At 30.0% G+C, this 25,890-nt stretch carries 22 protein-coding genes; 8 read left to right on the forward strand and 14 right to left on the reverse strand.

All coding sequences use genetic code 11. The annotated features are described in order from the left end of the window. Positions 1–73: 73 nt before the first annotated feature. A complete protein-coding gene (locus AXY43_RS03180) occupies positions 74–1,306 on the forward strand; it encodes an FprA family A-type flavoprotein (protein WP_039771534.1) in 1,233 nt (410 codons plus the stop codon). Between the two features lie 196 nt (positions 1,307–1,502). Here AXY43_RS03180 and AXY43_RS03185 read toward each other — a convergent pair whose 3' ends face one another. Further along, entirely contained in the window at positions 1,503–2,693 is a 1,191-nt protein-coding gene (locus tag AXY43_RS03185) for a flavodoxin domain-containing protein (protein ID WP_023975465.1), read from the reverse strand. Between the two features lie 428 nt (positions 2,694–3,121). On the opposite strand from AXY43_RS03185, the gene cooS reads away from it, so the two are divergent. Further along, complete coding sequence (cooS, locus tag AXY43_RS03190) at positions 3,122–5,050, forward strand: anaerobic carbon-monoxide dehydrogenase catalytic subunit (RefSeq protein WP_105410965.1); 1,929 nt, start codon at positions 3,122–3,124, stop codon at positions 5,048–5,050. Positions 5,051–5,250: 200 nt separating this feature from the next. Here the strand turns inward: cooS and AXY43_RS03195 are convergent, their stop codons facing one another. Continuing rightward, on the reverse strand, positions 5,251–5,580 hold the full coding sequence (locus AXY43_RS03195; RefSeq protein ID WP_017209212.1) for a protease inhibitor I42 family protein: 330 nt from the start codon (positions 5,578–5,580) through the stop codon (positions 5,251–5,253). A 238-nt stretch (positions 5,581–5,818) separates the two neighbouring features. Further along, positions 5,819–6,766, reverse strand: coding sequence for a methyl-accepting chemotaxis protein (locus AXY43_RS03200; RefSeq protein WP_105410966.1), 948 nt, complete (start codon positions 6,764–6,766; stop codon positions 5,819–5,821). A 465-nt stretch (positions 6,767–7,231) separates the two neighbouring features. Between AXY43_RS03200 and AXY43_RS03205 the strand changes: the two genes are divergently transcribed. Next, positions 7,232–7,777, forward strand: coding sequence for a flavin reductase family protein (locus AXY43_RS03205; protein ID WP_023975469.1), 546 nt, complete (start codon positions 7,232–7,234; stop codon positions 7,775–7,777). Positions 7,778–7,794: 17 nt separating this feature from the next. Then, on the forward strand, positions 7,795–9,384 hold the full coding sequence (locus AXY43_RS03210) for a nitrite/sulfite reductase (RefSeq protein ID WP_105410967.1): 1,590 nt from the start codon (positions 7,795–7,797) through the stop codon (positions 9,382–9,384). Between the two features lie 59 nt (positions 9,385–9,443). On the opposite strand, the gene AXY43_RS03215 is transcribed toward AXY43_RS03210, so the two are convergent. Beyond that, entirely contained in the window at positions 9,444–10,205 is a 762-nt protein-coding gene (locus AXY43_RS03215; protein ID WP_105410968.1) for a SagB/ThcOx family dehydrogenase, read from the reverse strand. A 283-nt stretch (positions 10,206–10,488) separates the two neighbouring features. Further along, positions 10,489–10,851 (reverse strand): heavy-metal-associated domain-containing protein, encoded by a 363-nt coding sequence (locus AXY43_RS03220; RefSeq protein ID WP_031275995.1) that lies wholly within the window; start codon positions 10,849–10,851, stop codon positions 10,489–10,491. A 235-nt stretch (positions 10,852–11,086) separates the two neighbouring features. Between AXY43_RS03220 and AXY43_RS03225 the strand changes: the two genes are divergently transcribed. Together AXY43_RS03225 and AXY43_RS03230 are read left to right on the forward strand one after the other, a co-directional pair. Next, positions 11,087–11,653: a PadR family transcriptional regulator gene (locus tag AXY43_RS03225; protein WP_241394825.1), complete on the forward strand. Its 567-nt coding sequence runs from the start codon at positions 11,087–11,089 to the stop codon at positions 11,651–11,653. A 5-nt stretch (positions 11,654–11,658) separates the two neighbouring features. Then, on the forward strand, positions 11,659–13,023 hold the full coding sequence (locus AXY43_RS03230) for an MFS transporter (protein ID WP_039773391.1): 1,365 nt from the start codon (positions 11,659–11,661) through the stop codon (positions 13,021–13,023). Between the two features lie 224 nt (positions 13,024–13,247). Here the strand turns inward: AXY43_RS03230 and AXY43_RS03235 are convergent, their stop codons facing one another. Beyond that, positions 13,248–13,598 carry a hypothetical protein gene (locus AXY43_RS03235; protein WP_012059221.1) on the reverse strand — a complete coding sequence of 117 codons (351 nt, stop codon included), beginning with the start codon at positions 13,596–13,598 and terminating at the stop codon, positions 13,248–13,250. Positions 13,599–13,998: 400 nt separating this feature from the next. On the opposite strand from AXY43_RS03235, the gene AXY43_RS03240 reads away from it, so the two are divergent. Beyond that, positions 13,999–15,345 (forward strand): TrkH family potassium uptake protein, encoded by a 1,347-nt coding sequence (locus AXY43_RS03240; RefSeq protein ID WP_105410969.1) that lies wholly within the window; start codon positions 13,999–14,001, stop codon positions 15,343–15,345. Positions 15,346–15,356: 11 nt separating this feature from the next. Next, positions 15,357–16,025, forward strand: coding sequence for a potassium channel family protein (locus AXY43_RS03245; RefSeq protein ID WP_039773347.1), 669 nt, complete (start codon positions 15,357–15,359; stop codon positions 16,023–16,025). Between the two features lie 106 nt (positions 16,026–16,131). Here the strand turns inward: AXY43_RS03245 and nhaA are convergent, their stop codons facing one another. The 8 genes from nhaA to AXY43_RS03285 all read right to left on the reverse strand — a co-directional run bounded on the left by nhaA (position 16,132) and on the right by AXY43_RS03285 (position 25,487). Continuing rightward, positions 16,132–17,337 carry a Na+/H+ antiporter NhaA gene (nhaA, locus tag AXY43_RS03250; protein ID WP_105410970.1) on the reverse strand — a complete coding sequence of 402 codons (1,206 nt, stop codon included), beginning with the start codon at positions 17,335–17,337 and terminating at the stop codon, positions 16,132–16,134. 329 nt (positions 17,338–17,666) lie between these two features. Further along, positions 17,667–20,276, reverse strand: a complete 2,610-nt coding sequence (locus AXY43_RS03255) for a cation-translocating P-type ATPase (RefSeq protein WP_105410971.1) — start codon at positions 20,274–20,276, stop codon at positions 17,667–17,669. A 274-nt stretch (positions 20,277–20,550) separates the two neighbouring features. Beyond that, the gene (locus tag AXY43_RS03260) at positions 20,551–21,897 is read right to left on the reverse strand and encodes a B12-binding domain-containing radical SAM protein (protein ID WP_077867758.1); all 1,347 of its coding nucleotides are present in this window, start codon (positions 21,895–21,897) and stop codon (positions 20,551–20,553) included. Positions 21,898–22,101: 204 nt separating this feature from the next. Further along, complete coding sequence (locus AXY43_RS03265; protein WP_023975479.1) at positions 22,102–22,317, reverse strand: helix-turn-helix domain-containing protein; 216 nt, start codon at positions 22,315–22,317, stop codon at positions 22,102–22,104. Positions 22,318–22,373: 56 nt separating this feature from the next. Next, a complete protein-coding gene (locus tag AXY43_RS03270; RefSeq protein WP_039773351.1) occupies positions 22,374–22,850 on the reverse strand; it encodes a DUF2975 domain-containing protein in 477 nt (158 codons plus the stop codon). Positions 22,851–23,122: 272 nt separating this feature from the next. Then, a complete protein-coding gene (locus tag AXY43_RS03275) occupies positions 23,123–23,821 on the reverse strand; it encodes a LiaF transmembrane domain-containing protein (protein ID WP_039773352.1) in 699 nt (232 codons plus the stop codon). Between the two features lie 2 nt (positions 23,822–23,823). Further along, positions 23,824–24,279 carry a LytTR family DNA-binding domain-containing protein gene (locus AXY43_RS03280; protein ID WP_017209231.1) on the reverse strand — a complete coding sequence of 152 codons (456 nt, stop codon included), beginning with the start codon at positions 24,277–24,279 and terminating at the stop codon, positions 23,824–23,826. A 530-nt stretch (positions 24,280–24,809) separates the two neighbouring features. Next, on the reverse strand, positions 24,810–25,487 hold the full coding sequence (locus tag AXY43_RS03285; protein ID WP_039773353.1) for a cell wall-binding protein: 678 nt from the start codon (positions 25,485–25,487) through the stop codon (positions 24,810–24,812). Positions 25,488–25,890 lie beyond the last annotated feature (403 nt).

Below are 25,890 nucleotides of genomic sequence, written 5' to 3' on the forward strand. Positions count from 1 at the left end.
ATCATCGAAAGACAACAACTTAGAAAACTAATTGAAATATAAAAATAAACACAAATTATGGAGGTTTTATATTATGGAACAAAACATTATGCTAGGTAAAAATATATTTTGGGTTGGTAAAGTAGATGATAGAGATGTGCCTTTTCATAGGTTAACTTTAACTAAAGGAACTACTTATAACAGTTATTTATTAATGACAGAAAAGCCTACAGTAATTGATACTGTTGATATGAGTTTTGGAAGAGAATTTGTACAAAACTTAAATAATAAGATTGAACTTAATAGAATTAAATATATTGTAATTAATCATACAGAACCTGATCATTCTGGTGCCCTTGGAAGCTTAGCAGCCAAAGCAAAAAATGCTGTAATTGTATGCACAGAGCCGGCTGTAAATGAACTTAAAGAGATGTACAGGCTTCATAATAGAGAATTTTTGGTTGTAAGTGATGGTGATACTTTAGATATAGGAGGCAAAATTCTTAAATTTATACAAACACCATATCTTCATACTGAAGAAACTATGATAACTTATTGCGAAGATAATAAAATTTTATTTCCTTGTGATATTTTCAGTACTCATGTAGCCAATTATGAATACTTCAATGACTTAGCTCAAGTAGACATAAAGGAAGACTTTATTACTTATTATAAATTGATAATGCATCCTCACAGAAGATATGTTCAAGAAATGATTGAAAAAATCAAAGATTTAGATATAAAGATGATAGCTCCTTCTCATGGATTTATTATTAGAGATGAAGTCCAAAGCTTTATAGATATTTATGATAATATGAGCAAAAATACAGAGCTAGATAAAAAAGCACTTATTCTATACTCTACTATGACAGGTAATACAAAAAAGATTGCAGGCATTTTTAAAGAAAAGTTTGAAGAGCAAAATATAACTTCAAATATTATTGATGTAAATAAAGATGCAATGGATAATATAATGAATGCTATTAATGAAGCTGACGCAATCTTCTTTGGCAGCTCAACTAAATATGGTGACATGATTGGAAATATGGAAGAGGTACTAAAGAATCTTAAAACTCTAAATTTAGAAAACAAGCTAGGCGCAGCATTTGGTTCTTATGGCTGGAGTGGAGAGGCTATAGAGGTTATACAAGACTATTTAAATAAAACTAATTTAAGATCATTAAATACTTCTGATATAATTAAATCTACTGGTATGACTGATATAGAATTACCTCTAAGAATTAGATTTTCATCAAAAGAAGACAACCTAAAGAGCATTGATAGAATAGTTACCTATACTAGTGATTTATTGTTTAGTGCAATTTAAAATAAGGCGCATGAAAAGAAATAAAGTGCCCAAAGTTGCCGTAGATATTTTTCATCTATAATCTACATCAAAAGGATCTTGTGAGATTAGGCACAAAACAGCCTTTCTTTCCTAAGATCCTTTTGATATTAAATATAACATTTATTTGCTTAGTATATGTGTCTCACCCACTATTTAATCAAACTATTATTAATATTTAAAATTCTTCTAACACTTTCTGACCAAAATTCTTTCCAAAGGCTATGCACTCTTCAAGTTCGTCATCATTTGGCATATATTTAAACTTTAATCCATCTTCAACAACTTTAATTTTAGCCTTTGTTAAATAGTTTGTAAGAATATCTGTTGATTCTCCACCCCATCCATAGCTTCCAAAAGCTGCACCTACTTTCTCATTAAACTTCAATCCAATTAAGTCTTCAATAAGAGGTAATAAAGACGTTAAAATTCCACTATTAACTGTTGATGATCCTAGTATTATTCCCTTTGATTTAAAAACTTCGGCTAATATATCACTTTTATCTGAAGTTGCGACATTAAATATTTTATATTCTACCCCTGCTTCTCCTAGGCCTTTGCCTATAAATTCAGCCATTTTATGAGTAGCCCCCCACATTGAATTATATGCAACCACTACACTTTTATTTGATTTTCCAGCTGCCCACTCATAATATTTCTCCACTATCATCATTGGATCTTTTCTCCAAATGATGCCATGAGCTGGAGCTATCATATCTACAGGTACTCCAAGTTTTTTAAGTTCGTCTATTTTTTTTGTAACCAGTTTACTAAAAGGAGTAAGTATGTTTGCGTAATATTTAAGAGCTTCCTGATTAACTTCTGTTTCATCTACTTCATCATTAAAAATGCTCGAAGATGCATAATGCTGTCCAAATGCATCATTAGAAAACAATATATTTTCTCCAGTAAGATATGTAAACATGCTATCAGGCCAGTGAAGCATAGGAGCTTCTATAAATACAAGATTATTTTTACCTATATTTATCTTCTCCCCTGTGGAAACGACCTTAAAATTCCACTCCTTATGATAATGCTTCTGTATTGACTCTAAACCTTTTTTAGAAACAAAAACTGTTGCATTAGGAATATGCTCCATTAATGCAGGTAACGCTCCTGAATGATCAGGTTCCCCATGGTTCATAACAACATAATCAATCTTTGATATATCAGTTACCTCTCTCAAATTTTCAAGAAACATCTCAGTTAAAGGTTCCCATACAGTATCTATAATAACAGTTTTTTCATCTTTAATAAGATATGAATTATAAGTACTTCCTCTATGTGTAGATAATTCATTTCCATGAATATGTCTTACTTTCCAATCAGTTGCTCCAACCCAATATACTCCATCTCTAAGTTTCTTCATTCTAATTCCTCCCATTTGTTAAATTCCACTTCATGATTTCTATAAAATGTATAATTTAATCCTTAATATACGTAGTTTCCTAGTATATTATACTTAGGGCTTGTAGCACTTAGATTTTAAAATATATATTCCAATGACAGAATTATAATTCAAATAGACTTAATTCCTAAATAATATTATGTTTTAAACAAAGCAAAATCAGCCAGATTTCTAGCTTCTTTTACTTTATCACAAATTCATCTGCTCCCTGTATCCCAACTATTAGTTCCACATGCCATATATCTCCTTAAACTTAAAAATTATATACATAATTAATTCCTAAATAGGAAAAGTTAATATCGATATTAATAGACGCATGAAAGAAAATAATATGCTTGTATTTCTATTAATTTTCTTTCATATAGGAAAGTTGAAGGAGTGAAATTTTAGTGAGTGAAAAAATGCTAGAAGAATTAGAAGGATTTAACGGAAGAGTAAGTTATCATGATTCTGTAGAGGAGATGGTAAAAAGAATAAGAGCTGATAAATTATCAAATGTATTTGATAGATATGCTTCTCAAGAAAAGATAAGATGTTCGTTTTGTCTTAAAGGGGTAAGCTGTCAACTCTGTTCAAATGGTCCTTGTAGAATTAACGAAAAAGGTGGCCAAGAAAAAGGTGTCTGCGGAATAGACCCTAATGCTATGGCTATGAGAAACTTTCTCCTAAAAAATATAATGGGGGCTGGTACATATAGTCATCATGCTTATGAAGCTTTTAGAACCTTAAAAGCTACTGGAGAAGGAAAAACTCCATTTAAAATTACTGATGTAGATAAACTTAAATGGATGTGTGAAAAAGTAGGAATCAATACAAATCAAGAAGTTAACAAAATGGCAATCGACTTAGCAGTCTTGCTTGAAGATCAGCAAAAGATAGATACAGAAGATAAAAATATTATGGTTGAGGCTTTTGCCCCTAAGAAAAGAAAAGAAATATGGAAAAAATTAGCTATATATCCAGCAGGTACAGTACATGAAGAACAAAACTGTGTAGCCAGCTGTCTTACAAACGTAGATGGAAGTCATGTCTCACTTGCAATGAAAGCTCTTAGACTTGGAATCGCTACAATTTACAATACTCAAATAGGGCTTGAAATGGTTCAAGATATACTATTTGGAACTCCTACTCCACATGAAGTTAACATGGATTTGGGAATTATGGACCCAGATTATGTAAATGTTGTATTTAACGGTCACCAACCTTGGCCTGGAGTTGCAACAATATTAAAAGCAAGAACAAAAGAAGTTCAAGATATGGCAAAAGCTTCAGGTGCAAAAGGTCTTAGAATAGTTGGTTCTATAGAAACAGGTCAAGAATTACTTCAAAGATTTGAAATGGATGAAGTTTTTGTAGGTCACATGGGTAATTGGCTTACTATAGAACCATTACTTGCTACTGGTACTGTTGACGTGTTTGCAATGGAAGAAAATTGTTCACCTCCAGCCATAGATATGTACGCAGAAAAATACCAAGTCACTTTAGTATCTGTAAGTACTATAATTGATTTACCTGGTATTGAACATAAGATTCCTTATGAACCTTCAGAAGTTGATAAAATGGCAGATAAATTAATTGAACTTGCTATTGAAAACTTTAAAAAGAGAAAAGAAAGAAAAATTGAACCATTAGTTCCAAAGAAAACTCAAAAAGCTATAGCTGGTTTTTCAACTGAAGCTGTTTTAGGTGCTCTTGGAAACAAACTTGACCCATTAGTAGATGTAATAGCTGCTGGAAAAATTAAAGGAGTTGTAGCTCTTGCAAATTGCTCAACTCTAAGAAACGGTCCTCAAGATTCTATGACTATAAACCTTACAAAAGAACTTATAAAACGCGATATATTAGTAGTTAGTGGCGGATGCGGAAACCATGCTCTTGAAGTAGCTGGACTATGTACTGTGGAAGCTGCAAATGAAATGGCTGGAGAAGGTTTAAAAGAAGTGTGTAACTTGCTAAAAATACCTCCAGTATTAAGCTTTGGTACTTGTACAGATACTGGAAGAATTTCAATGTTAGTTACTGCTCTTGCAGATCACTTAGATGTTGATGTAGCTGATCTTCCAATAGCTGTTACTGCTCCAGAATGGATGGAACAAAAAGCAACTATAGATGGAATTTTTGCACTAGCTTATGGTACTTATACTCATTTATCTCCTACTCCTTTTATGACCGGTGCTCCTCAATTAGTTGAACTTTTGACTGAAAAAGCAAAAGATGTAACTGGTGGTAAAATAGCTTTAGGTGATAATCCTATTGAAGTAGCTGAAAATATTGAAGCCCATATTATTGCAAAAAGAAAAGGTATGGGATTAAGCTAATATATTTTATAAACAAATTCCATTAATATTAAATTAACATGGGTGTCTCAAGATAATTTCTAATTGTTTTGAGGTACTCGTTTTTCTACGCACTATGAGTCAATTTTATTGCGTAATATTCATTTTTTTAATTATACTAAACATAATACATAAAAAGAAGAGGCTATATCAAATTTATTATGATATAACCTCTAGTATTATTAACAATTAGCGTTTCTTGGAATAACACGTACACTTACTGATAGTGAATCGGCAATTGTACTATCAGGTGCTATCTGAACAAATACTAATTTTTGAGAAGCTTTCTCTGAATAAAGTGCTTTAAATTTAAATACAGCTGTTCCAGGACTACCAATTGCATTACTATCTGGTATCCATTCCTGACTTAAAAACTCTATATTATTAGGAATATCATAAACAAGTTCCCAATGATATCCTGTGGATCCTTCACTTACTGAACGGATTCTAACACAAAAAGTTTCGCCTGCCTCAACAGTTATTCTTCTTGGAGACACTAATGAATTTGCCATAATACATTCACACTCCTGATTAATATTAATTTTATTCTAATATTCTTTTAGCTTTAATATTTCATTACTAGAGAGCAAATCTTTATAATATAAAATATGTCTAGTAGTATAATAATGTTCATATATTTTTATTCTTTAGCTTATTATATTAAATTTACGTTTTTGTATAACTTATAAAGTAAGAACAAAATTCCAGAAGTTACTAAATGATATAAAAAAATACTATGAAATTCCTTTCTTAACTATAAGATTCTAATTGCATTTTCATTTCTTCTAATTGCCTATCTACAATACTTGCCTCTTCTATGTGATTTGTTATAGTTTTTGATGTTACTCTTAAAATTTCATCCACATTTATTATTTCTTTATTCATATTTTCGATATGTTGTTTTTGATTTGTTAAAATTTCTATTACTTTCCTTACTTCCTTCTCAACTTTTCCTATAGAAGATAAGCTTTCTTCTATCTTTTCTGCCGCATTCACTGATGCATTAACCCCTTTAGCAATAACTTCTTTAGATTTATCTGAATTATTTATAACAATATTTGTTTCATCTTCTATATTACCAATTAACGCCGAAATATCCTTAGTACTTTGCTTAGTCATTTCTGCTAGATTTCTTATTTCACCCGCAACTATTGCAAATCCTTTCCCTTGTTCTCCAGCCCTTGCTGCTTCTATTGCAGCATTTAAAGCCAGTAAATTAGTTTGATTTGCTATATTGGTTATTAGCTTTACAACCTCATTAACTTTACTAAACCGTCTTGCCAATTCATTTATATTTTCAGTATTATTCCTATTCTCATCTTCTAGAAATCTTACTACTTTGACAATTTCCTCAATAGCACTTTTGCCTTCATATGATTTATTAACCGTATCTTTTGTAATTTCGATAAGATTATTCCCTTCAAGATATAATTTATCTGTCAAGTCATTAGTATTTTCTGTCAAACTAGAAATCGCATTCATATGTACCTTTACTTTATCAGCAAGCTTTCCTAAAACGTCATGTTGATCATCTACTCTATGATGTTGTTTTACAATCCCCGCTAATAATCCACTCGTTTTCTGAAGAAAATTACTAGTATCATCGTGCAACTTTTTTGCCTTTATTATAGTTTCTTCACCATCAATTGATTGCTTATTTTCTAAATCTTTAATTTTCTTATTTCTAAATAGGTTCATTCAGCTCACTCCTAAATTCTTTCAAATATATCGATTTTTCTTAAATTATATATTGTATTATTTTTATATCCTGCTTCTTCGTTCATGCCCTTAGCTAGATGGAAACTTCTAGTACCAATTGATCAACTCTGTTTCTTAATACAATTTTAAGCTAAAATATTCAAAAAGAATGTGATTTAAATCATATTTCGCTAAATTTTCAGTAATTGTAAATCTATAGGTTGTAAAATATTCTTATTTAGTTGTTGTAAGTTTTGTTACAACTGTTTCAGCTTATAATGCAGAAAAGTCATCTCTTGAAGTTAGCCTGTTCTCGTTCTATTATCCGTTAGTCTTGATGTTGCTATAGATATTCAAAGTTATAAAATGGCCTCTTTAGTTAATAGTTAAGTGATTTATATCACGGCACCATTATCATTTATGTTATAAAGTTATATAAACAAAGTTTTTAGGAGGAATATAGAAATGGAAAAAATAAATGTTAACTATGAAAAAATGTATTACGGATTTCCTGTAATTCTTATAAGTTTTTTTGATAAAAATGGTCTTCCAAATGTAACTACTCTTTCATCTTCCTATAGCCTTAAAGATATGGTAGTTCTTGGATTTAGTAGCAAAGGATATGCAATTAATCAAATTAAAGAAGTTCGTGATTTTGTAATTAATATCCCTGACAGTTCACTTAGGAAAGAAATTAGCTTTTGCGGAACTAAATCTGGTCATGAAGTTCAAAAGTTTGACGCTACCAAATTAACTTATTCTAAATCTAAAATTGTAAACGCACCAATCATTGAAGAATGCCCAATTACTATAGAATGTACTTTAACAGATGTTATCGAAAAAGATGCCTATGCAGGTATTACTAATATTCTTGGAATTATAAAGGGCAGGCTTATTTCAAAGGAATATTTAGATGATGAAAACAGATTAAATATTTCAAAATTTGATAACCTTTTATATTTTGGGGATGGAATAAACAAAGGATACAGATATATTAAAAATGAGCAATAAGATAAGGAGGGAGCTATATGTCTTACGAAGCTATTTGGGCTAAAAATCAAAGACTAAATGACGTAGAAATTATAAAACTTGAAAAGGATGGCTTAGATGTAATTGAAACTATAATTGACAAATACTCGAAGGAAGGTTATGATTCAATAACGCCTAAAGATATGAATAGATTTAAATGGGCTGGCGTTTACGAACAAAAGCCAAGAGAGGGATACTTTATGATGAGAGTTCGTATTAATTCTGGAATAATGACTTCAGAGCAAGCAAAAGTTTTAGCAGGGATTGCTAAAGATTATGGACGTGGAATTGCAAACGTCTCTACAAGAGGAGCTATACAGCTTCACTGGGTTCAGGTAGAAGATTTACCTTCTATTTATGAAAGATTAGAAGCTTGTGGCCTAAGTCCTTTTGAGGCTTGTGGCGATTGCCCTAGAACGATAGTTGGAAATCCTCTTGCTGGAATTGATAAAGATGAACTTATGGATACAACTGAACTTGTAGAACAAGTTAATAATTTCTTCTTATTAAACAAGGATTTTTCTAATCTACCAAGAAAATTTAAAATATCAATATCAGCTAGTATACATAATGCAGCTCATGCACAAATTAATGATCTTGCCTTTACTCCAGCAACAAAAAAAATTGATAATCAGGACGTAATTGGTTTCCACGTATGGGTTGGAGGAGGACTTTCAGCAAGCCCTCATTTAGCACAAAAACTAGATATATTTGTTAAACCAGAAGATGTGCTAAAGGTTGCTGAAGGTGTATGTACTATTTTTAGAGATTATGGATATAGGGAAAAACGTACTCGTGCCCGCTTAAAATTTTTAGTAGCTGACTGGGGCGCAGAAAAATTCAAGAATAAATTATTAGAATTCACTGGGGATATGCCAAGCTCAGGTGATGATAAATTAGCTTCATGGAATGCATCTTATTATTTTGGAGTACATTCCCAAAATGAAGATGGCAAAAGCTATATTGGTGTTAGTTTACCACTTGGAGAAATCACTTGTGATCAACTTTTAGAACTTGCCGATATTTCAGAAAAATACGGAGATAGAAAAATTAGAACTACACTATCACAAAATTTAATTATTACAGGTATAAGTGATGAAGAGATACCTTCTCTATTAAAAAAAGATGTATTTAAACAACTTTCTCCAAATCCAAGTATTTTTACAGGATACACAGTTTCTTGTACGGGTAAAGAATTCTGCAATTTAGCTATTGTTGAAACAAAAAAACGTGCTAAAGAAGTGATCGAATATCTTGATTCTAAAATTAAACTAGATACACCGTTGCGTATCCATTTTACAGGTTGTCCTAATTCTTGTGGACAAAAACATATAGCTGATATCAGCCTCCAAGGTGCATTAATAAAAACTGAAGATAGCTGTGAGGAAGCCTTTACCATATGGCTTGGTGGTACATTAAACAATGGCGGGCAGTTTGCAGAAAATCTAAACTACCGTGTAAACTCTACTGAGGTTCATATAGTTCTTGAGAAAATAGTAACTTTCTTTGAAAAAAGCAAGTTGGAGAATGAGACTTTTAATGAATTTATCGCAAGAGTAGGAATTAGTAAAATCACAGAAAACATATAAAAACCTAATTAAAACAAAACCAGTGAGATATATCATTTATGTCTCACTGGTTTAACTTTTTATTCTTTCTTTTTTCCAACAGCTGCAAGATATATAATAAATTCTTCATCTCCATCTAGCCCCAAAAGTGTATCTATCATCTTTTGATCATAAATACCTATAGCACATGCTCCCGCTTTAATCGATTCACTTGCTAAATAAAGATTTTGGCATACATGGCCAACATCTATTAAAATCTTTTTATGCGCCGTAATATCAAACTTCCATTCTGAACGATATGGAGTCGTGCTCCAAGCAAATAACACAGCAGCTTTCTTTGCAAAGTTAGGTACAAAAGGCTGCTCTAAAGTAATTTCATCTATTTTATTGTCAATTTCATCTAATTCAAACATGAATAAAAGTTTATGCTCCACTGGTAGATATCTATAAATACCTTTTTGTATCCCATCAACATTCATAATAAATAAATATGTTTCAAAAGAATGCGTTGCCCCACTACAAGGAACTGTTCTTAAAGTTAAACCAGCTTTATTAGTTTCAGTAATTCCTTGAGTAGCCCATAACAGATATGACAATTCTTCAAGATTCATAGACCTTTCAGCATAAAGCCTTGTACTTCTTCTATTACCTATGCACTTATAAATATTAGAATTCGTTACAGTTTCTTCACTTACCCTTGGTAAAACAACAATTTTAGATTGTGAATCATAAGATTTTATACTATCTGGCTGAGGTATACCTTTCATTTTATCAGTTTTTATATTTTTGAATTCGTTAAAATTAGATTTCAAAAAATTTCTCTGCTTTTCATATCTTGTCATAAAAATTCTCCTATCCTATCTTTTGGAAAATATAATATCATAATACTGAAAAATAGTATGTATCATCAGTTACGTTTATTGTTCTATAAGACGCAATTATTTCTATATTGTAATTTTATTTATCAATCATTTTACGAGAACTAGTGCTTCAAATAAATTCATCTACCATATTGTACCTATCTTATTTCAAGTTTTTATATCAAAAAAGCACCTACATTTCTGTAAGTGTTCTATATTAAATATTAACTTGTCCCCTTATCTTGTTGCAAACTTCATATTAATTTTAATCTATGTATTTTACACTGTATCCAGCCTTATTTATTGAACCTTTTAGTATTTCTTCACTCATATCTATTTTCATTCTGACATTTGCTAAGTTCTTCTTTAAATCAACCTTTGCATATACATTGTCCAAACTATTAAGGGCATTTTCAACATGATTAGCACAATTTCCACATGTCATACCTTCAATATATATAGTCTTTGATATCTGATACTCTGATAACTCCTTTTTGTTTATCTTCTTTCTCTTTGTACTCTTTTCTATAGTTCCCCCACAGCATCCAAATCTTAATTTTTCTATAAAGCTCCTAACTGAAAAAACTATAATCAAAAGTATTATTCCACTTAATATATATGTTGCCATAAAAACACCTTCCTTTAATTAATGTAAATTTATTTATTTTAAGTATATCACTGCAAATTGTATTTGACAATGATTATCATTACCTTGTATTGAATAACAAAAACACATTATCTATTGCTTAAATAGTATTAATATCCTACTAAACAACTCCAAAATTTCATTTTTCAATAATTTTTTCTGATTTCAAAAGTTTTTTATACAAATAACTTGCAATATATATCTTTTAGATATATATTTGATATATCTAAAAGATATATTGGAGGAAATAAAAATAATGAATGAACTTTTTATTTTAGGTGAATTAATGGAAGAACCACAAAGTGGTTATGATCTACGTAATGCCTTACAAGCTTCTTTAGGACGTCATCGTAAAGTCAGCTATGGAGTAATTTATCCATTGCTTGAAAAATTAGAGAATGATGGTTTTTTAGATATAACTAACGTAGAATCACACGGAAAAAATAAGAAAATGGCTACAATTACGGAAAAAGGAAAAGAACGTTTTTTTGTGCTAATGAACATGCCTGTTCCAAGTGGAGCCCATACTGCTGATATATATTTAATTAAACTTGATGTAATGCAGCACCTTACACTAGACGAACAAATGCAACTATTGGATCAATTCGATCAAGAACAAAGAGAGATAATTGAAGATACGCAATTTGCACTAAAAAAATTAGCTGAGGAAAATTCAAAAGATCACTGGTATGCAAGTAAAAGGTTTGAATTGCGACTACAGCAGGCAAATGTTGCAATTGATTGGATTAAAGAGTTTAAACATGAACTGAAGAAAGAATGGTGATGAGAATGACAAAAGAAATAAAAATAGCCTTATTAATGGCTGCTAGTCTCTTTATGGAGATTTTAGATGGAACAATTGTAACAACTGCACTACCTAAAATGGGCCAATATTTTCATACGGGTTCATCAACAATTGCTTTACTCGTTAGTGTGTATTTGATCACAGTTGCGATTTTTATTCCCTTAAGTGGATGGATGGCTAATCAATTTGGGAAAAAGAAAATTTGGATTATTGCTGTCATCCTCTTTACCATTAGTTCCTTAAGCAGTGCACTAGCGCCTAATTTCTCTTTCCTTTTGATAATGAGAATTATACAAGGAATTTCTGGTGCATTGATGACACCTACCGCAAGACTGATTGTGTTAGAAAAAACACCAGCTTCACAGCTATTAAAAATGATTAGTTACTTGATTTGGCCAGCACTCATCGCACCAGCAATAGCACCTTTAGTTGGTGGATTTATTGTTACCTACTGGAACTGGCAATGGATTTTTTTAATTAATGTACCAATAGGTTTAATTACAGCATTAATAGGAGCAAAATTAATTGATATTGATAAAGTAAAGAATAAAACTTCATTTGATCTTATAGGATTTATAGAAATTGCACTTTCATCTGGCATAATTTTAGTTGGAGCAGAAATAGCCACTCACGGAAAAGATTATTGGTTTAGCGCGCTAGGATTAGTAATTTTAGGAATAATACTTGGATTTATAGTTTTCAAGCACTTAAAAAAATCAGATAATCCACTATTTTCACTTGATTCGCTAAAAATAACTTCTTTTAGAATATTCCAGACAAGTGGATCTGTTCTATGGCTATGTGTTGGAGCATTACCGTACATATTAACAATTTTTTTACAAACAGTCTTTCAATGGTCAGCAGTAAAAGCAGGTAGTTATGTGCTATTTATTTTTGTTGGAAACATTGGAATTAAACCTTTTACAAATATAATTATTCGTAAATTAGGCTATCGCGGTGCACTATTATCATCATTTGGAATGGTGTTTGTTACATCAATTGGTTTAGCATTCATTCAAATTAATACTTTTCCTGCTTGGATAATGTTTCTTGCGCTAGTTTCAGGTGTAGGACGTTCATTAGCCTTAACTGCTTACAATGGACTAAGCTTTTCTGAAATAGCCCCTCAAGATAGGAATAGTGCAAATACTTTGAATGCTGTAGTTTCAACATTAGCACAAGGAATGGGTATATCAATTATTACAGTTGTTGTTAATTTACTACAGATTTTCTTTTCAATTACTATCTCTTATAAATTAGGCTTTGTTTTCCTTGGTCTATTGATGTTATATCCAGTAATCGAAGTAATATTTTTACCTAAAAACATTGGACATGCTACAATCAGCTAGTTTTATTTATAGTCTTCCATTCAAAAAAACTCAAACTCTAATTAAGCTTGCTATCATAAAATAGGCTTTTACAATGTATGTTTTTCAAAAATTGTGTCAATAATTAAAATACGATTTCCTATTTTCAATAAATAAAGAGAGAGCATTATTATCATTAACCTGATATGTCTGCTATCTCTTTCAATTTTACTAAAAGAACTAATTAAATTAATTTACATATATCTTTATTTGGAAAGTTCATTTTGAAAATCACAGGAAGCAACTACCTTGTATCCTGATGATCTTAGATTTTCCAGCAAGATTATTACTCCTGTAATATACTGTTCTTCCTTTATACCTTCTCCAGGCTCAATACCAAGATAATATTTTGAGTATAGAAAACCGTCTTCTTCTTTAACACTTTTTTCTTCACTAAAATCTTCATTGTTTATCAATTCTATTTTCATTAAATCTGAGATGATTGTCCATCTTTTTTTACTACCCATTGTTATTTTTTCAATTAAATTCAATATAACTTCTTTTTCTTCATCAGTGTTGATGAAAATTTTACAGTACGAACTTCTATATTTACTCATATTATCACTCCCTCATAGCAAAATATTATCTAATATGTACTCAATACAAGTATACATTAATAGATAGAATACGTAAATATTTTGAAATAAGGCTCTAATTATCCATAAAAATCTTATCATTATTCAACGTTTGATAACACTATCATATTTCGATAATATTTCTGTCAAATTTCAATCCTAATATTATTAACATTACAAATAATTACATTGAAATAAACTCAGAAAATGCTAAAATACAAATAAATACTTAGCATATATGACTACAAAATCGGATATTTATCTTATTGGCTTCAATATAAATTCCTAGAGAATAAAAAGATTTTTGTATATTTCCAATATGAATATGGGGAAATATATATATATAATAAATTACAAGTTTATTAATCTTAAGGAGGTACACATGACAGAAGCTTTAATGAAAAAGCCAAAACTTAGTGCTGTTCAAATACTCGCAATAGGCTTCGTGCTAGTTATTTCAATTGGTGCGATCCTACTTAGTTTACCAATTTCATCAGCAAATAACGAATATACTAATTTTCTAGATTCACTATTTACATCAACTTCAGCTGTATGCGTTACAGGACTTGTAACTTTAGATACAGGCACTTATTGGAGTATTTTCGGCAAAATAGTAATAATGCTTTTAATTGAAACTGGTGGCCTTGGATTCATGTCTTTTACTGTTTTTATAGCAATAATTTTAGGAAAAAAGATTACTCTTAAAGATAGACTTATAATGCAGGAATCAATGAATACTTTTAGCATACAGGGGCTTGTAAAGATGGTTAAATATATTTTGGGGTTCACAATAATTATACAAAGCCTAGGTGCAGTATTATTATCAACACAATTTATACAACAGTTTGGATTAAAAGTCGGAATATTCTACAGCATATTCCATTCAATATCTGCATTTTGCAATGCTGGCTTTGATTTATTTGGAAATTATACTAGTTTAGTTAGTTATTCTAGCAACCCTATTGTTTTATTAACTATAAGTGCACTTATAATTATTGGCGGGCTTGGATTTACCGTTTCACTTGAAATATATAATTATAAAAAAAACAGAAAACTTTCGATTCATTCAAAAATTGTACTTTACATAACAGTAGCTTTAATTATTTTTGGTTTTTTACTTATATTTTTTATTGAGTATGAAAATCAAAAAACTCTTGGAGCCATGAATTTTAGAGATAAAGTTCTTAATGCTTTTTTTGCTTCTGTTACCCCAAGAACTGCAGGATTCAATAGTATTTCAACTGATAGAATGACTATGGCTGGTAAATTTATAACTATTATATTAATGTTTATTGGCGGCGCGTCTGGTTCAACAGCTGGAGGACTTAAGGTAACTACTTTTGGTGTACTTCTATTTACTTTAGTGTCAGTGCTAAATGGAAGAGAGGACACTGAAGTATTTGGCAGAAGATTTTCCAAGGGAACTGTATATAAAGCTTTTACTCTATTATCTATTGCTACGATATTAGTGTTAATAGTAACTATAATTCTTACTATTACGGAACCAAAGGAACTTTTCATAAATTTACTGTATGAAGCTACATCAGCTTTTGCAACTGTTGGACTGACTACTGGAGTCACTCAAAATATAGGTTCTATTTCTAAAGTAACTCTTATTATAACTATGTATCTTGGCAGAGTTGGTCCTTTAACAGTCCTATTAGCTGTTATTAATAAAAAGAAAAAAAATAAACTTAAATATCCTGAAGGAAAAATATTAATTGGATAGGAGGTCATAACTTGAAAAATAAGCATTTTGTTATAATTGGACTTGGAAGATTTGGCACTTCAATAGCTACAACATTATATAATTTAGGTCAACATGTATTGGCTATTGATATTAATGAAGATAGAATTCAAGAAATCGCAGATAATGTTACTCATGCTATTCAATTGGATGCAACCGATGAAAATGTATTAAAAACTTTAGGTCTTAGAAACTTTGATGTAGCAATAGTAACAATTGGAACTAATATTCAAGCTAGTACTATGGTAACCCTATTAGTTAAAGAAATGGGAGTTAAATATATAGTAGGAAAAGCTACTAGTGACTTACATGCTAAAATTCTATATAAGATTGGAGCAGACAGAGTCATTTTACCTGAACAAGATATGGGAATTAGAGTAGCTCATCATTTGGTATCTTCTAATATACTAGACTATATAGAGCTGCCTTCAGACTATAGCATGATAGAGCTTGAACCACTGGATGAATGGCTTAACAAATCTATAAGAGATATTGAGATAAGAGGTAAATACGGTATAAATATAGTTGCAATAAAAAACGATAAAAGCATAGATGTTTCTCCTTCTGCAAATTATATTATTAAACGTACAGATATTTTAGTAGCTCTTGGCTCTAATAAAGACCTAAATAAGTTTGAAACCTTGATTGGTAAAAAAAATTAATTTTGATATTTATTTAAAATAGAAACAATTTAAGTGAAACAATAGCTTCAATTTTGTAATAAAGAATCTTATCTGAAGCTTAAGTTTCACTTTATTTTAATGTAATTTAATTTGTAATCTTCTCCTCTTTATAGTTATCCTTTAAGTTTATTAATTTAAAAATTATTGCACCAAATATAGCAGATAAGATTGAAACAATCATAACACTCATCTTAGCCAAAGATAATGTCCCTTCATCAGTAAATGATAAAGAAGATATAAATAACGACATCGTGAATCCAATGCCTGCAAGAATACTCGCACCATATAAATGTCTTTTAGTCACATTAGATGGTAACTCAGCCCACTTTAATTTTACTAAAATATACGAAATCCCAAATATTCCAACTTGTTTACCAACAAAAAGCCCAGCTATAATTCCTAGACTAACTGGTGAAAATATTATATTTGATAAATTATCCACACTAATCACCACGCCAGAATTTGCAATGGAGAATATCGGCATAATAATAAAGCTGGATACAGGTGTTAACGCATGTTCAAATTTATATAAAACTGATGTTTTAAACTCGTTAACATTTTTTCCCGTAGGTAATGCTATCCCAAGTAAAACTCCAGCAATTGTTGCATGTATACCTGATTTCAAAATAAAAATCCATAAGACTAACCCCATAATAATGTAAAATGATTTATATTTAACTTGTAATTTATTAGCTATTAGAAGTATTGCAAAAATTATCAAGCCTATGGCAAGTGAAAGCCATGAAATTTGATTGCTATAGAATATCGCTATTACTATAATAGCTCCTAGATCATCAACTATTGCTAACGCTGTAAGAAAAACTACTATTCCTTTTGGTGCATTTTTAGCTACTAACGAAAGAATGCCTAACGCAAATGCAATGTCTGTTGCCATTGGTATTCCCCATCCGGAAATTGTCACTGCTTTATAATTAACTAAAGCGTATATAATTGCTGGTACAATCATCCCTCCTACTGCCGCTGATATTGGAAGTATTGTCTTATTAAAAGATTTAAGTTCTCCAAACACAACTTCCCTCTTTATCTCCATACCAACAACTAAGAAGAATATAGCCATTAATCCATCATTGATCCAATGAAGAACTGACATCGACAAAGAAAGATTCATATATCCTATGGCTATATAAGTATGTAATGTATTCTCATATATTGACGCAAATTTAGAATTTGCGATTATCATTGCCAAAAGTGCAGAAATTAATAATATTATGCCACTTGAAGATTCATTTTTAAAAAAGTATATAAATGGATTTAGAATTTTATTCTTCATACTTGCTTTTCCACCTTTCTATCTTATATATAACCTAAAACGAAAACTTAATGCATTAATATTTAATGCATCAATATGCAAGGCATGTTCCTAATTAGAACAAAAGTGGCTGCGCCACGCTCTTTCTTTATACCATTTTTTACAGGCCAATATCCTTATAGCCATTGGTATCACTGGCTTTCAAAATCAAAAAATTCTATACTTTCCTAGACAATAAAAAAAGATGAGAATACTCTAAATTAGAGCTTCCCACCTCCTAAACTAATTGATTGAATATAAATAATAATATCTTAGATATCCAAAACAGTTAAACTATAAATTTAACATTTTTATGCTTTATCTCTAACAAATAATAATTTATAAATTTGAACTATAATAAGTGGGATAACTGATAATCCATAAATATAACTAAATTCCATTGAATTTAATGCACTAACTTCAAAGATTCCACTTAAAGGTCTAAAAGTCAGAACTAATAGTAATAGCAAATAGCCAATTATTGCTGCAATCCATATAGTTTTGTTTGTAAATAATCCTATTTTAAAAATCGATTCTTTAGATCTACAATTAAATCCATGAAGCAGCCTTGATAAACATAAAGTTGCAAAAGCCATTGTACTTGCAACCTCAGCACCACCTGTATATAATCCTATGTGAAAAGCCGCCATAGTAACTATTGCAATAAGCAACCCTTCCATTATAACTTCAATTGCAAAAGATTTATTAAGTATTGGAACATTTATATTTCTTGGTTTTTCTTTCATTATATTCTCATTATGAGGCTCAAGTCCTATTGCTATTGCTGGTAAGCTATCTGTAACCAAATTAATAAACAATAGGTGAACTGCTGCAAAAGGTATTGGTAATGCTCCTATTGACGCATACAATACTGATAATATTCCTGCAGTATTACCTGATAAGAGAAATTTAATTGAATTTTTAATATTTGCATATATGCTTCTCCCATTTGAGATAGATTTTACTATAGTTGAAAAATTGTCATCAGCAAGTACAATTGAAGCAGCATCTTTAGCAACTTCTGTCCCCGTTATTCCCATTGCAATTCCTATATCCGCCTGCTTTAAAGCTGGGGCATCATTTACACCATCTCCGGTCATTGCAACAATATTTCCTTTTTCCTGCCATGCTCTTACTATTCTGATTTTATGTTCTGGAGATACTCTAGCATAAACTGAAGTCTTATCTACTTTGTTTTTTAACTCTTCATCACTAATTTTCTCCAATTCAAACCCTTCCATTGCCTCTGATTCATCTTTAAGTATTCCTATTTGCTTAGCTATAGCAGATGCAGTAATTTTATGATCACCAGTTATCATTACAGGTTTTATTCCTGCTTTAATGCATTTTTCAACAGCTTCTTTCGATTCATTTCTTGGTGGATCCATCATAGCTATAAGACCAACAAATATTAAATCATATTCATCTTCAAGAGTAATTTCTTTTCCTTCTGAAATCTCCTTATAAGCAAAAGACAAAACTCTAAGCCCATCCATTGAAAATTTTCTATTTATCTCTTCAATTTCTTTTTTGTGCTCTTCTGTAAAATCCATTATTCCTTCTGAAGTTTCAACTTTTACTGTTCTTGATAAAAGTACATCTAATGCACCTTTAGTTAACATTATGTATTTATCATTAAACTGGTGAATAGTACTCATTAATTTTCTATCTGAATCAAAAGGTACTTCTCCAAGTCTTGGATATTGATCTCTTATGATCAATTCATCTAGTTCATATACTTCACCTAGATTAACTAATGCAACTTCAGTTGGATCACCAATTTCCTTATTTTCTACTGTAACAGCATCATTACACAATAATGCCATTAAAACTAAATTTTTCTCTAAAGTCTTATCATGATCCAAACTATCATGATCAAGTACTTTACCATCAACAAAAACTTTCTGTACTGTCATTTTGTTTTGTGTTAAAGTCCCTGTTTTATCTGAACATATAACCGATATACTTCCAAGACTTTCAACAGCATGAAGTTTTCTTACAATTGCATTTTTCTTAGCCATCTTTTGAGTTCCAAGTGCAAGAACAATTGTTACTATTGAACTTAGCGCTTCTGGTATAGCTGCCACCGCTAAAGATACTGCAAACATAAAAGAATCTATAATATTACGCCCTCTAAATATATCTAAACCAAAAATAATTGCTGAAATTATTAAAATGACAAAAGCAAGTTTTTTACCGAAGTTATCTAAACCAACTTGAAGCGGTGTTTTCTTTTCCTTTGCACTTTCTAACAAGTTCGCTATTTTCCCAATTTCGGTATTCATCCCTATACTTGTAACTAAAACAACTCCTCTTCCGTAAGTTACAAAGCTTCCGGAAAATACCATGTTTTTTCTGTCACCAATAGATACATCATCTTTATTTATTACATCTATAAATTTTAAAACACTTTCTGACTCACCTGTTAAAGAACTCTCATTCACTTGAAGACTAAAACTTTCAAGAATTCTACCATCTGCACTAACATAATCTCCAGCATCAAGATATAAAATATCTCCTACTAAAAGTTCTCTTGAAGGAATCTCAATCTTTTGACCATTTCTAAAAACCTTTGCTACAGGTGATGAAAGGGCCTTAAGTCCCTTTAATGATTGTTCTGCTTTAATATGTTGTATTGTGCCAAGTATTGAATTGATAATAACTACAACCATTATAACAATGGTACTTTCAAGCTTTCCAAGAAAAGCTGAAATGATTGCTGCTCCTAATAATATAATTACTAAAAAGTCCTTAAACTGCTCAAGAAAAACCTGAAATGGACTTTTCCTTGCTGCTTCCTCTAATTCATTAAAACCATATTTCTCTCGTCTTTTTGTAATTTCTTCATCATTTAAGCCATTTCTAGTAACTCCTAACATTTCCAGTGACTCTTCTGGCGTTTTCTCATAATACCCTCTCATAAACTGTCCTCCTTAAACCTTAAATATTTTTCGTTTTTTCATTACTTATATAGACTCCCTTCTAATTATTTGATTTTCTATTTATTAATTTATTATAAATTAATAAAAATATACTTAAAAAAATGATAATAAAAACAAAAAATATTACATTATTTATTCATCATATGAACTTACTCTAATTATAACTTATAAAATATCATGTTAAAACAATTATAAAGTTACAAATTACTACACGTGCAATAAAGTAAAGGCATTTACTTTCAAAGTTTGCCACTTACTTTATTCTATAAGCAACCCATCTTGATAACCTTCCTATAACTTCAAATGAAACTATGTTACATACCAACTCAGTTAGCTTTCCAAACTTTCTATAAAGCAAATTAAAAGCTAAAAATGGAATCCATTGTTTTTTAGATTTAGGAAGTCTCTTAATTATATTCTTAAGCGTATACACTTCTTTATATATCCATAGATAGCCGTCATATAATTCTTCTGCTGTCATATTCTTTGGTTTGTATACAACATGGGAAGTATTATAATTAGATAAATTATGATCTACTATTCTATTTTCCTTTAATAATGATGCGTATAACTTTGTGCCTGGATAAGGAGTCATTATATGAGACGTTACTGTCTCTATTTTATTTTTAACTATCCACTCCAATGTACTCTTAAATATTTCTGCATCATCTTCATCTAATCCAAAAACAAAGCTTGCATTTATCATTATCCCTCTTTTATGAATTTCATCAACAAGCTTCTCATATCTACTTACACTGTTTTGAGTTTTATGTACGCTCTCTATTGACTTACTATTTATACTTTCAAACCCTATAAAAAGGCTTTGACATCCTGATTCTTTCATCTCATCTAATACATCAGGCATGTCCACTATATTAGACGTAACTGCTGCATTCCATTTCAACTTTAGAGGTTTCATTTCTTTTAATAATTCCTTAGTCCATTTGGGATTTCCAATAAAATTATCATCAATAAACATAATATGTTTTGTTTTTAGTACTTTAATGTCTTCAATTACATCCTCTATAGGCCTATTAATATAAGTTTTAATGGAATTAGTGCAGCTATTATAGCAAAAATCACATTTAAAAGGGCATCCTCTGCTTGTACTGATTATATTAGTATATAAATATTTCTTATTATCTATCATGCCATAATCAGGAGATACTATTTCATTTCCATTAATATTTTCCATATCATAATATATTTTTTTAATTGAATTATTTTCTATATCCTTAAGAACCTTCTTCCAAACCCTCTCAGCCATTCCTATAATTATTGCATCAAAGCTGTTTGCAGCTCCTTCTGGATCTGCTGTTATATGTATACCTCCTGCAATTACTTTTACTCCACGTTTTTGGAATTCCTTTGATATTTCTGCCGCCCTATTCATAACATCTACAGTAACAGTTATTGCAACTAAATCAACATCTTCATCAAAATCTATCTTATCAACATTTTCATTTTCAATAATAATCTCATGTTCTTTAGGCGTAAGATTTGCTATTGTGAGTAGAGCTAATGAAGGAGACATTCTTGTCTTTAATTTTGTATCCATAGGCCTTGGAAGCATTGCAGGTTGAATTAACTTAATCTTCATAGTATTTCCCCTCAAATTATTAATTTCAAAGTATTATGCTTATTGGCTAAAATTATCATTCTTAACATATTGAACATAAACTATTATTAGAATAAAATATGTAATCTTACTCATACTCTATAGAACTCTGCTAAAAAAAGAATCTACAAATTATAAATTATCTTTCTTTTACAAGATGAAAACCTAGTTATATTTATCTTATTTTTAAGTATCCACATCACTTCTATACTCTAATATATCGCCTGGCTGACAATCTAGGGCTTTGCATATTGCCTCTAAAGTTGAAAATCTAATAGCTTTTGCCTTGCCATTTTTGAGTATAGAAAGATTAGCCATTGTTATTCCAACTCTCTCAGTAAGCTCCGTCACACTCATTTTTCTTTTAGCTAGCATAACATCAATATTAATTATAATCGCCATATTATTTTCCTCCTGCATTCTTCATTCTGTACATTAAGATTATTAATCTTTACGCCTTACACTGTTAAATCATTTTCTGATTTTATGTCTATAGCTTCTTTTAAGAGCCTTTGAAGAACAGCAGAGAAAACTGCGATTACCAATGAAGCAAAAATAGGTGTCATTCCAATTATTATGAGACCTGGGGCATCATCTTTCTCCGCTAACAAGTAAACAAACGGAAGCACTACCACATATAATGCAGATATTATAACTGCACAGTATTTTATATTCTTTAATGCCTTTACAGATAACTCAGAAAACGCTACATTTTTATCAATATGCCCTAAAAGTTTTAAGGCCTGATATAATGCAGCAAAGAACGGCACAACTGATACAAGCACACCTGCTAAAATTGGATATATCATATTTGCATAGTCTGGATTTATTGGATTATTAGTCAATCGAAATGCCCCAAATATACATAAAGCAAGAACTGGAACTCCGATAAGAATAACAGCTATCTTTAAAAAAATCGTTGAATATCGTTTCATAAAAAGCACCTCACTTTTAAATTATATATATAAGATATCACATCTTTTATCGTTTATCAATAAATTTTTATTATATTTCATATATTATTTATTTTTAGACAAGAATATATTGATTAATTGTGTTAGTTTAAAAACGAGATAAAAAATCCTGATAGCAGATTTGGACACAAAAAAGAACTAAATACTTTGTGAATGCTTTGCCTTCCTGTGCAATCATAAAAAAAGTGCTATATCTCATGATATTTAGCACTTTTTCTATAACATTTTCTCATTTATATATAAATTATTTCTACTCCCGAAAAACTAACATCTCCAACTAATGTTAATGTATTTGTCGATCTCTCATTGTTCCTATTTTTTTCATCAACAGAACCTAAAAATACATTAGTCTTATTATCAACCTTCCAAGTTCTTGGTATATATAACTCTACTCCTGAAAAAGAAGCATTAACTCTTACTATAGCATTTTCGCTACTCATAACTGCATTATCAAAATACACCTTCATAGCTCCAAATGAGCAGTTAAGATCAGCTTGTTCAAATTCATTTGTATTTATATATTTAATACAAGCTCCAAATGAATTTCTAAATATAATATTACCTTCATCTTCTATGTCAATTTTTTCAAATTTATAATCCTCATGAACATGACTATGATGAATCCAGTTAACATGTTTATGAAAAATCATGGAAAGGCCGATACTACCAAATAGTGCTGCCATAAGCACGGTCCAAGGGGTAATAGCTGTAATTCCTAATTGTCTAGCATAGATTATACAAATAAATGCAATTGGGAATAGAATACCTGAAAAGTTAAGATGAGGTATACTTTTTGCTATGATCACTACTAAGAAAACTGTTAATATTAAACTAAATGCATTTATATCTGGGAAGTATCCAAGTTTACTTATAACCATAAAGATACCTGCTAGTATAAATAAAATTCCCCAGAAGACTCTTTCTTTTTTCATCATTATTTCCTCTTTTCTAATAATTTAATTTTTAATGGCTTGTAATAATATCTTGAGACATACACCTGTTTGTGAGTATTTTGAAATTCAACTCTGCTTGATGATGATATACTTTTTGTTATGGAGTAAATATGATTTGTATTTAGTATTGTTGATTTTGAAACTCTCATAAAATATCCTGGCAATAATTCCTCGAGTTCATATAGCTTATACTTTACGTTATATATATTATTAATGGTATGTGCACAAATACCGCTTTCTTCAGTTTCAAAAAACAAAATTTCTTCCAGTGAAAGATAATACTCTGTTTCTCCTTTGTAAAAGGTTATATGCTTTTTTTGCGATAGCAGCTCACCAAGCACAATTTGAATATTTCTAACCTCTTCATTTAATTCATTACATTTAATAATAACTTCATTTTCTTTAATTTCATTATCAAGTTCAACCCGTATTTTCATATTTTCACTCCCCACATCTTTATTATATTTGCTGACTTTTACGTTGTAAACACGATAGCAGTAAGTGGTTAGTTATCACTTGTAAGTGGTACATTTTTATATACTTTTTGCATGATCTTTGATTTTTCTAAATCTTCACGTATTTTTTATCTATAATAATCTTTAGAAAAAATAACTCTTTTATACTTTTTCTTCTTAATTTTCATAAAAACTATCGTTTAGGGAATTCTATATTAAGAGAATTTAAAGAGAAAGGAAGATAAAAGTTTACCCATCAGAACAACTTCCAGATATAAATGAAGTTTTACAGGTTTTATCTAATAACCAATAACATATTAATGGAATGATTAAATGACTTGCTTATGATTTAATAATTTTGTAATTGCATTTATAATTCATGCTTAGCATATTTTCTAAGCATGAATTATAAAATTGCACATACTAAAAAATCCAAGGCCAATGAACCTTGGATTTTCATAATATAAATATATCTATAAACTTTTTAATGAAAAAATCAACTTTACTTAAAATTATTTATCTTTGTCTAAATTACGCCAATTACCATCATATCCATTGCTATCAAGCCACTTATAAGTTTTTACTATTTCATTATTCTTTATTTGATATATTGAAAGTCCTCCTTGATGTGGCACGCAATATACATTTTTACTTGTCTTACCAACCATGTATCCACAGTATTCATCATTATAAGAGCCTGTAAGGCTAAACACATATACATCCTCTACTGGTAGATTCCATTTATCGTTAGCTATGAACTTATTAATATTCCCTTCAAAATATCTTTTTGTCAGCTTAGCGCCATATGCAGCATTCATTTTTGAAATATAATTACTGTCTTCTTTTAATATTAAATTTCTTGCTTCTTCAGCTTCCTTGGATGGTTTAATCCAAGTTCCATCTTCATCTAGTTCATATCCATAAATTACAGTACCATGTGCCATAGCTCCATCTTGATAAAAATAATGCCAAGTCTCATAATAATTATCTTGCACCCATCCAGTTTTCATATATCCATTTGAATCAAAATAATACGTCTTTCCATTAATGTCTCTCCATCCCTTAGCATATGAATTTCCTTCTGAGTACCACCATCCACTATTATCTTGTCTCCATTCAGCACTAGCTCCAGTTGGACTTAAAACTAATACTGAAATTACCACTAAAGCGCCAGATATTAACTTTCTCATTTTATTTCCCCCATATTTTTTCATAACATGATTTTATGTTATTTATTATATTTATAAAATATTACTAATCATATCTTATGAATATTGAATGAAATTTATGAGCTTAAACTGGTTATTAAATAATTATCATCACCTTGCTTTAATTTCACATACCTTTCTCTAAGATTGGCATTATTCCAGCATATTCTTAAGAATATATATGGTTTAGAATATATATTCTAGTATTCTTCAGAATAAATATTCTAATATTCTGAAGAATATTTATTTTTTGCAACATAATATATGTTCCAATTCACAATGCACATTTCACAATTACGGCTAAAATTCTTGCAATATTTTTAAGATCATGATAAAGAATTATTTTTGTAATATATATTATAAAAATTTTTATCAAGAAACTTTC

The sequence above is a fragment of the Clostridium sp. MF28 genome (assembly GCF_002969175.1).
Lineage (GTDB): Bacteria > Bacillota > Clostridia > Clostridiales > Clostridiaceae > Clostridium > Clostridium beijerinckii.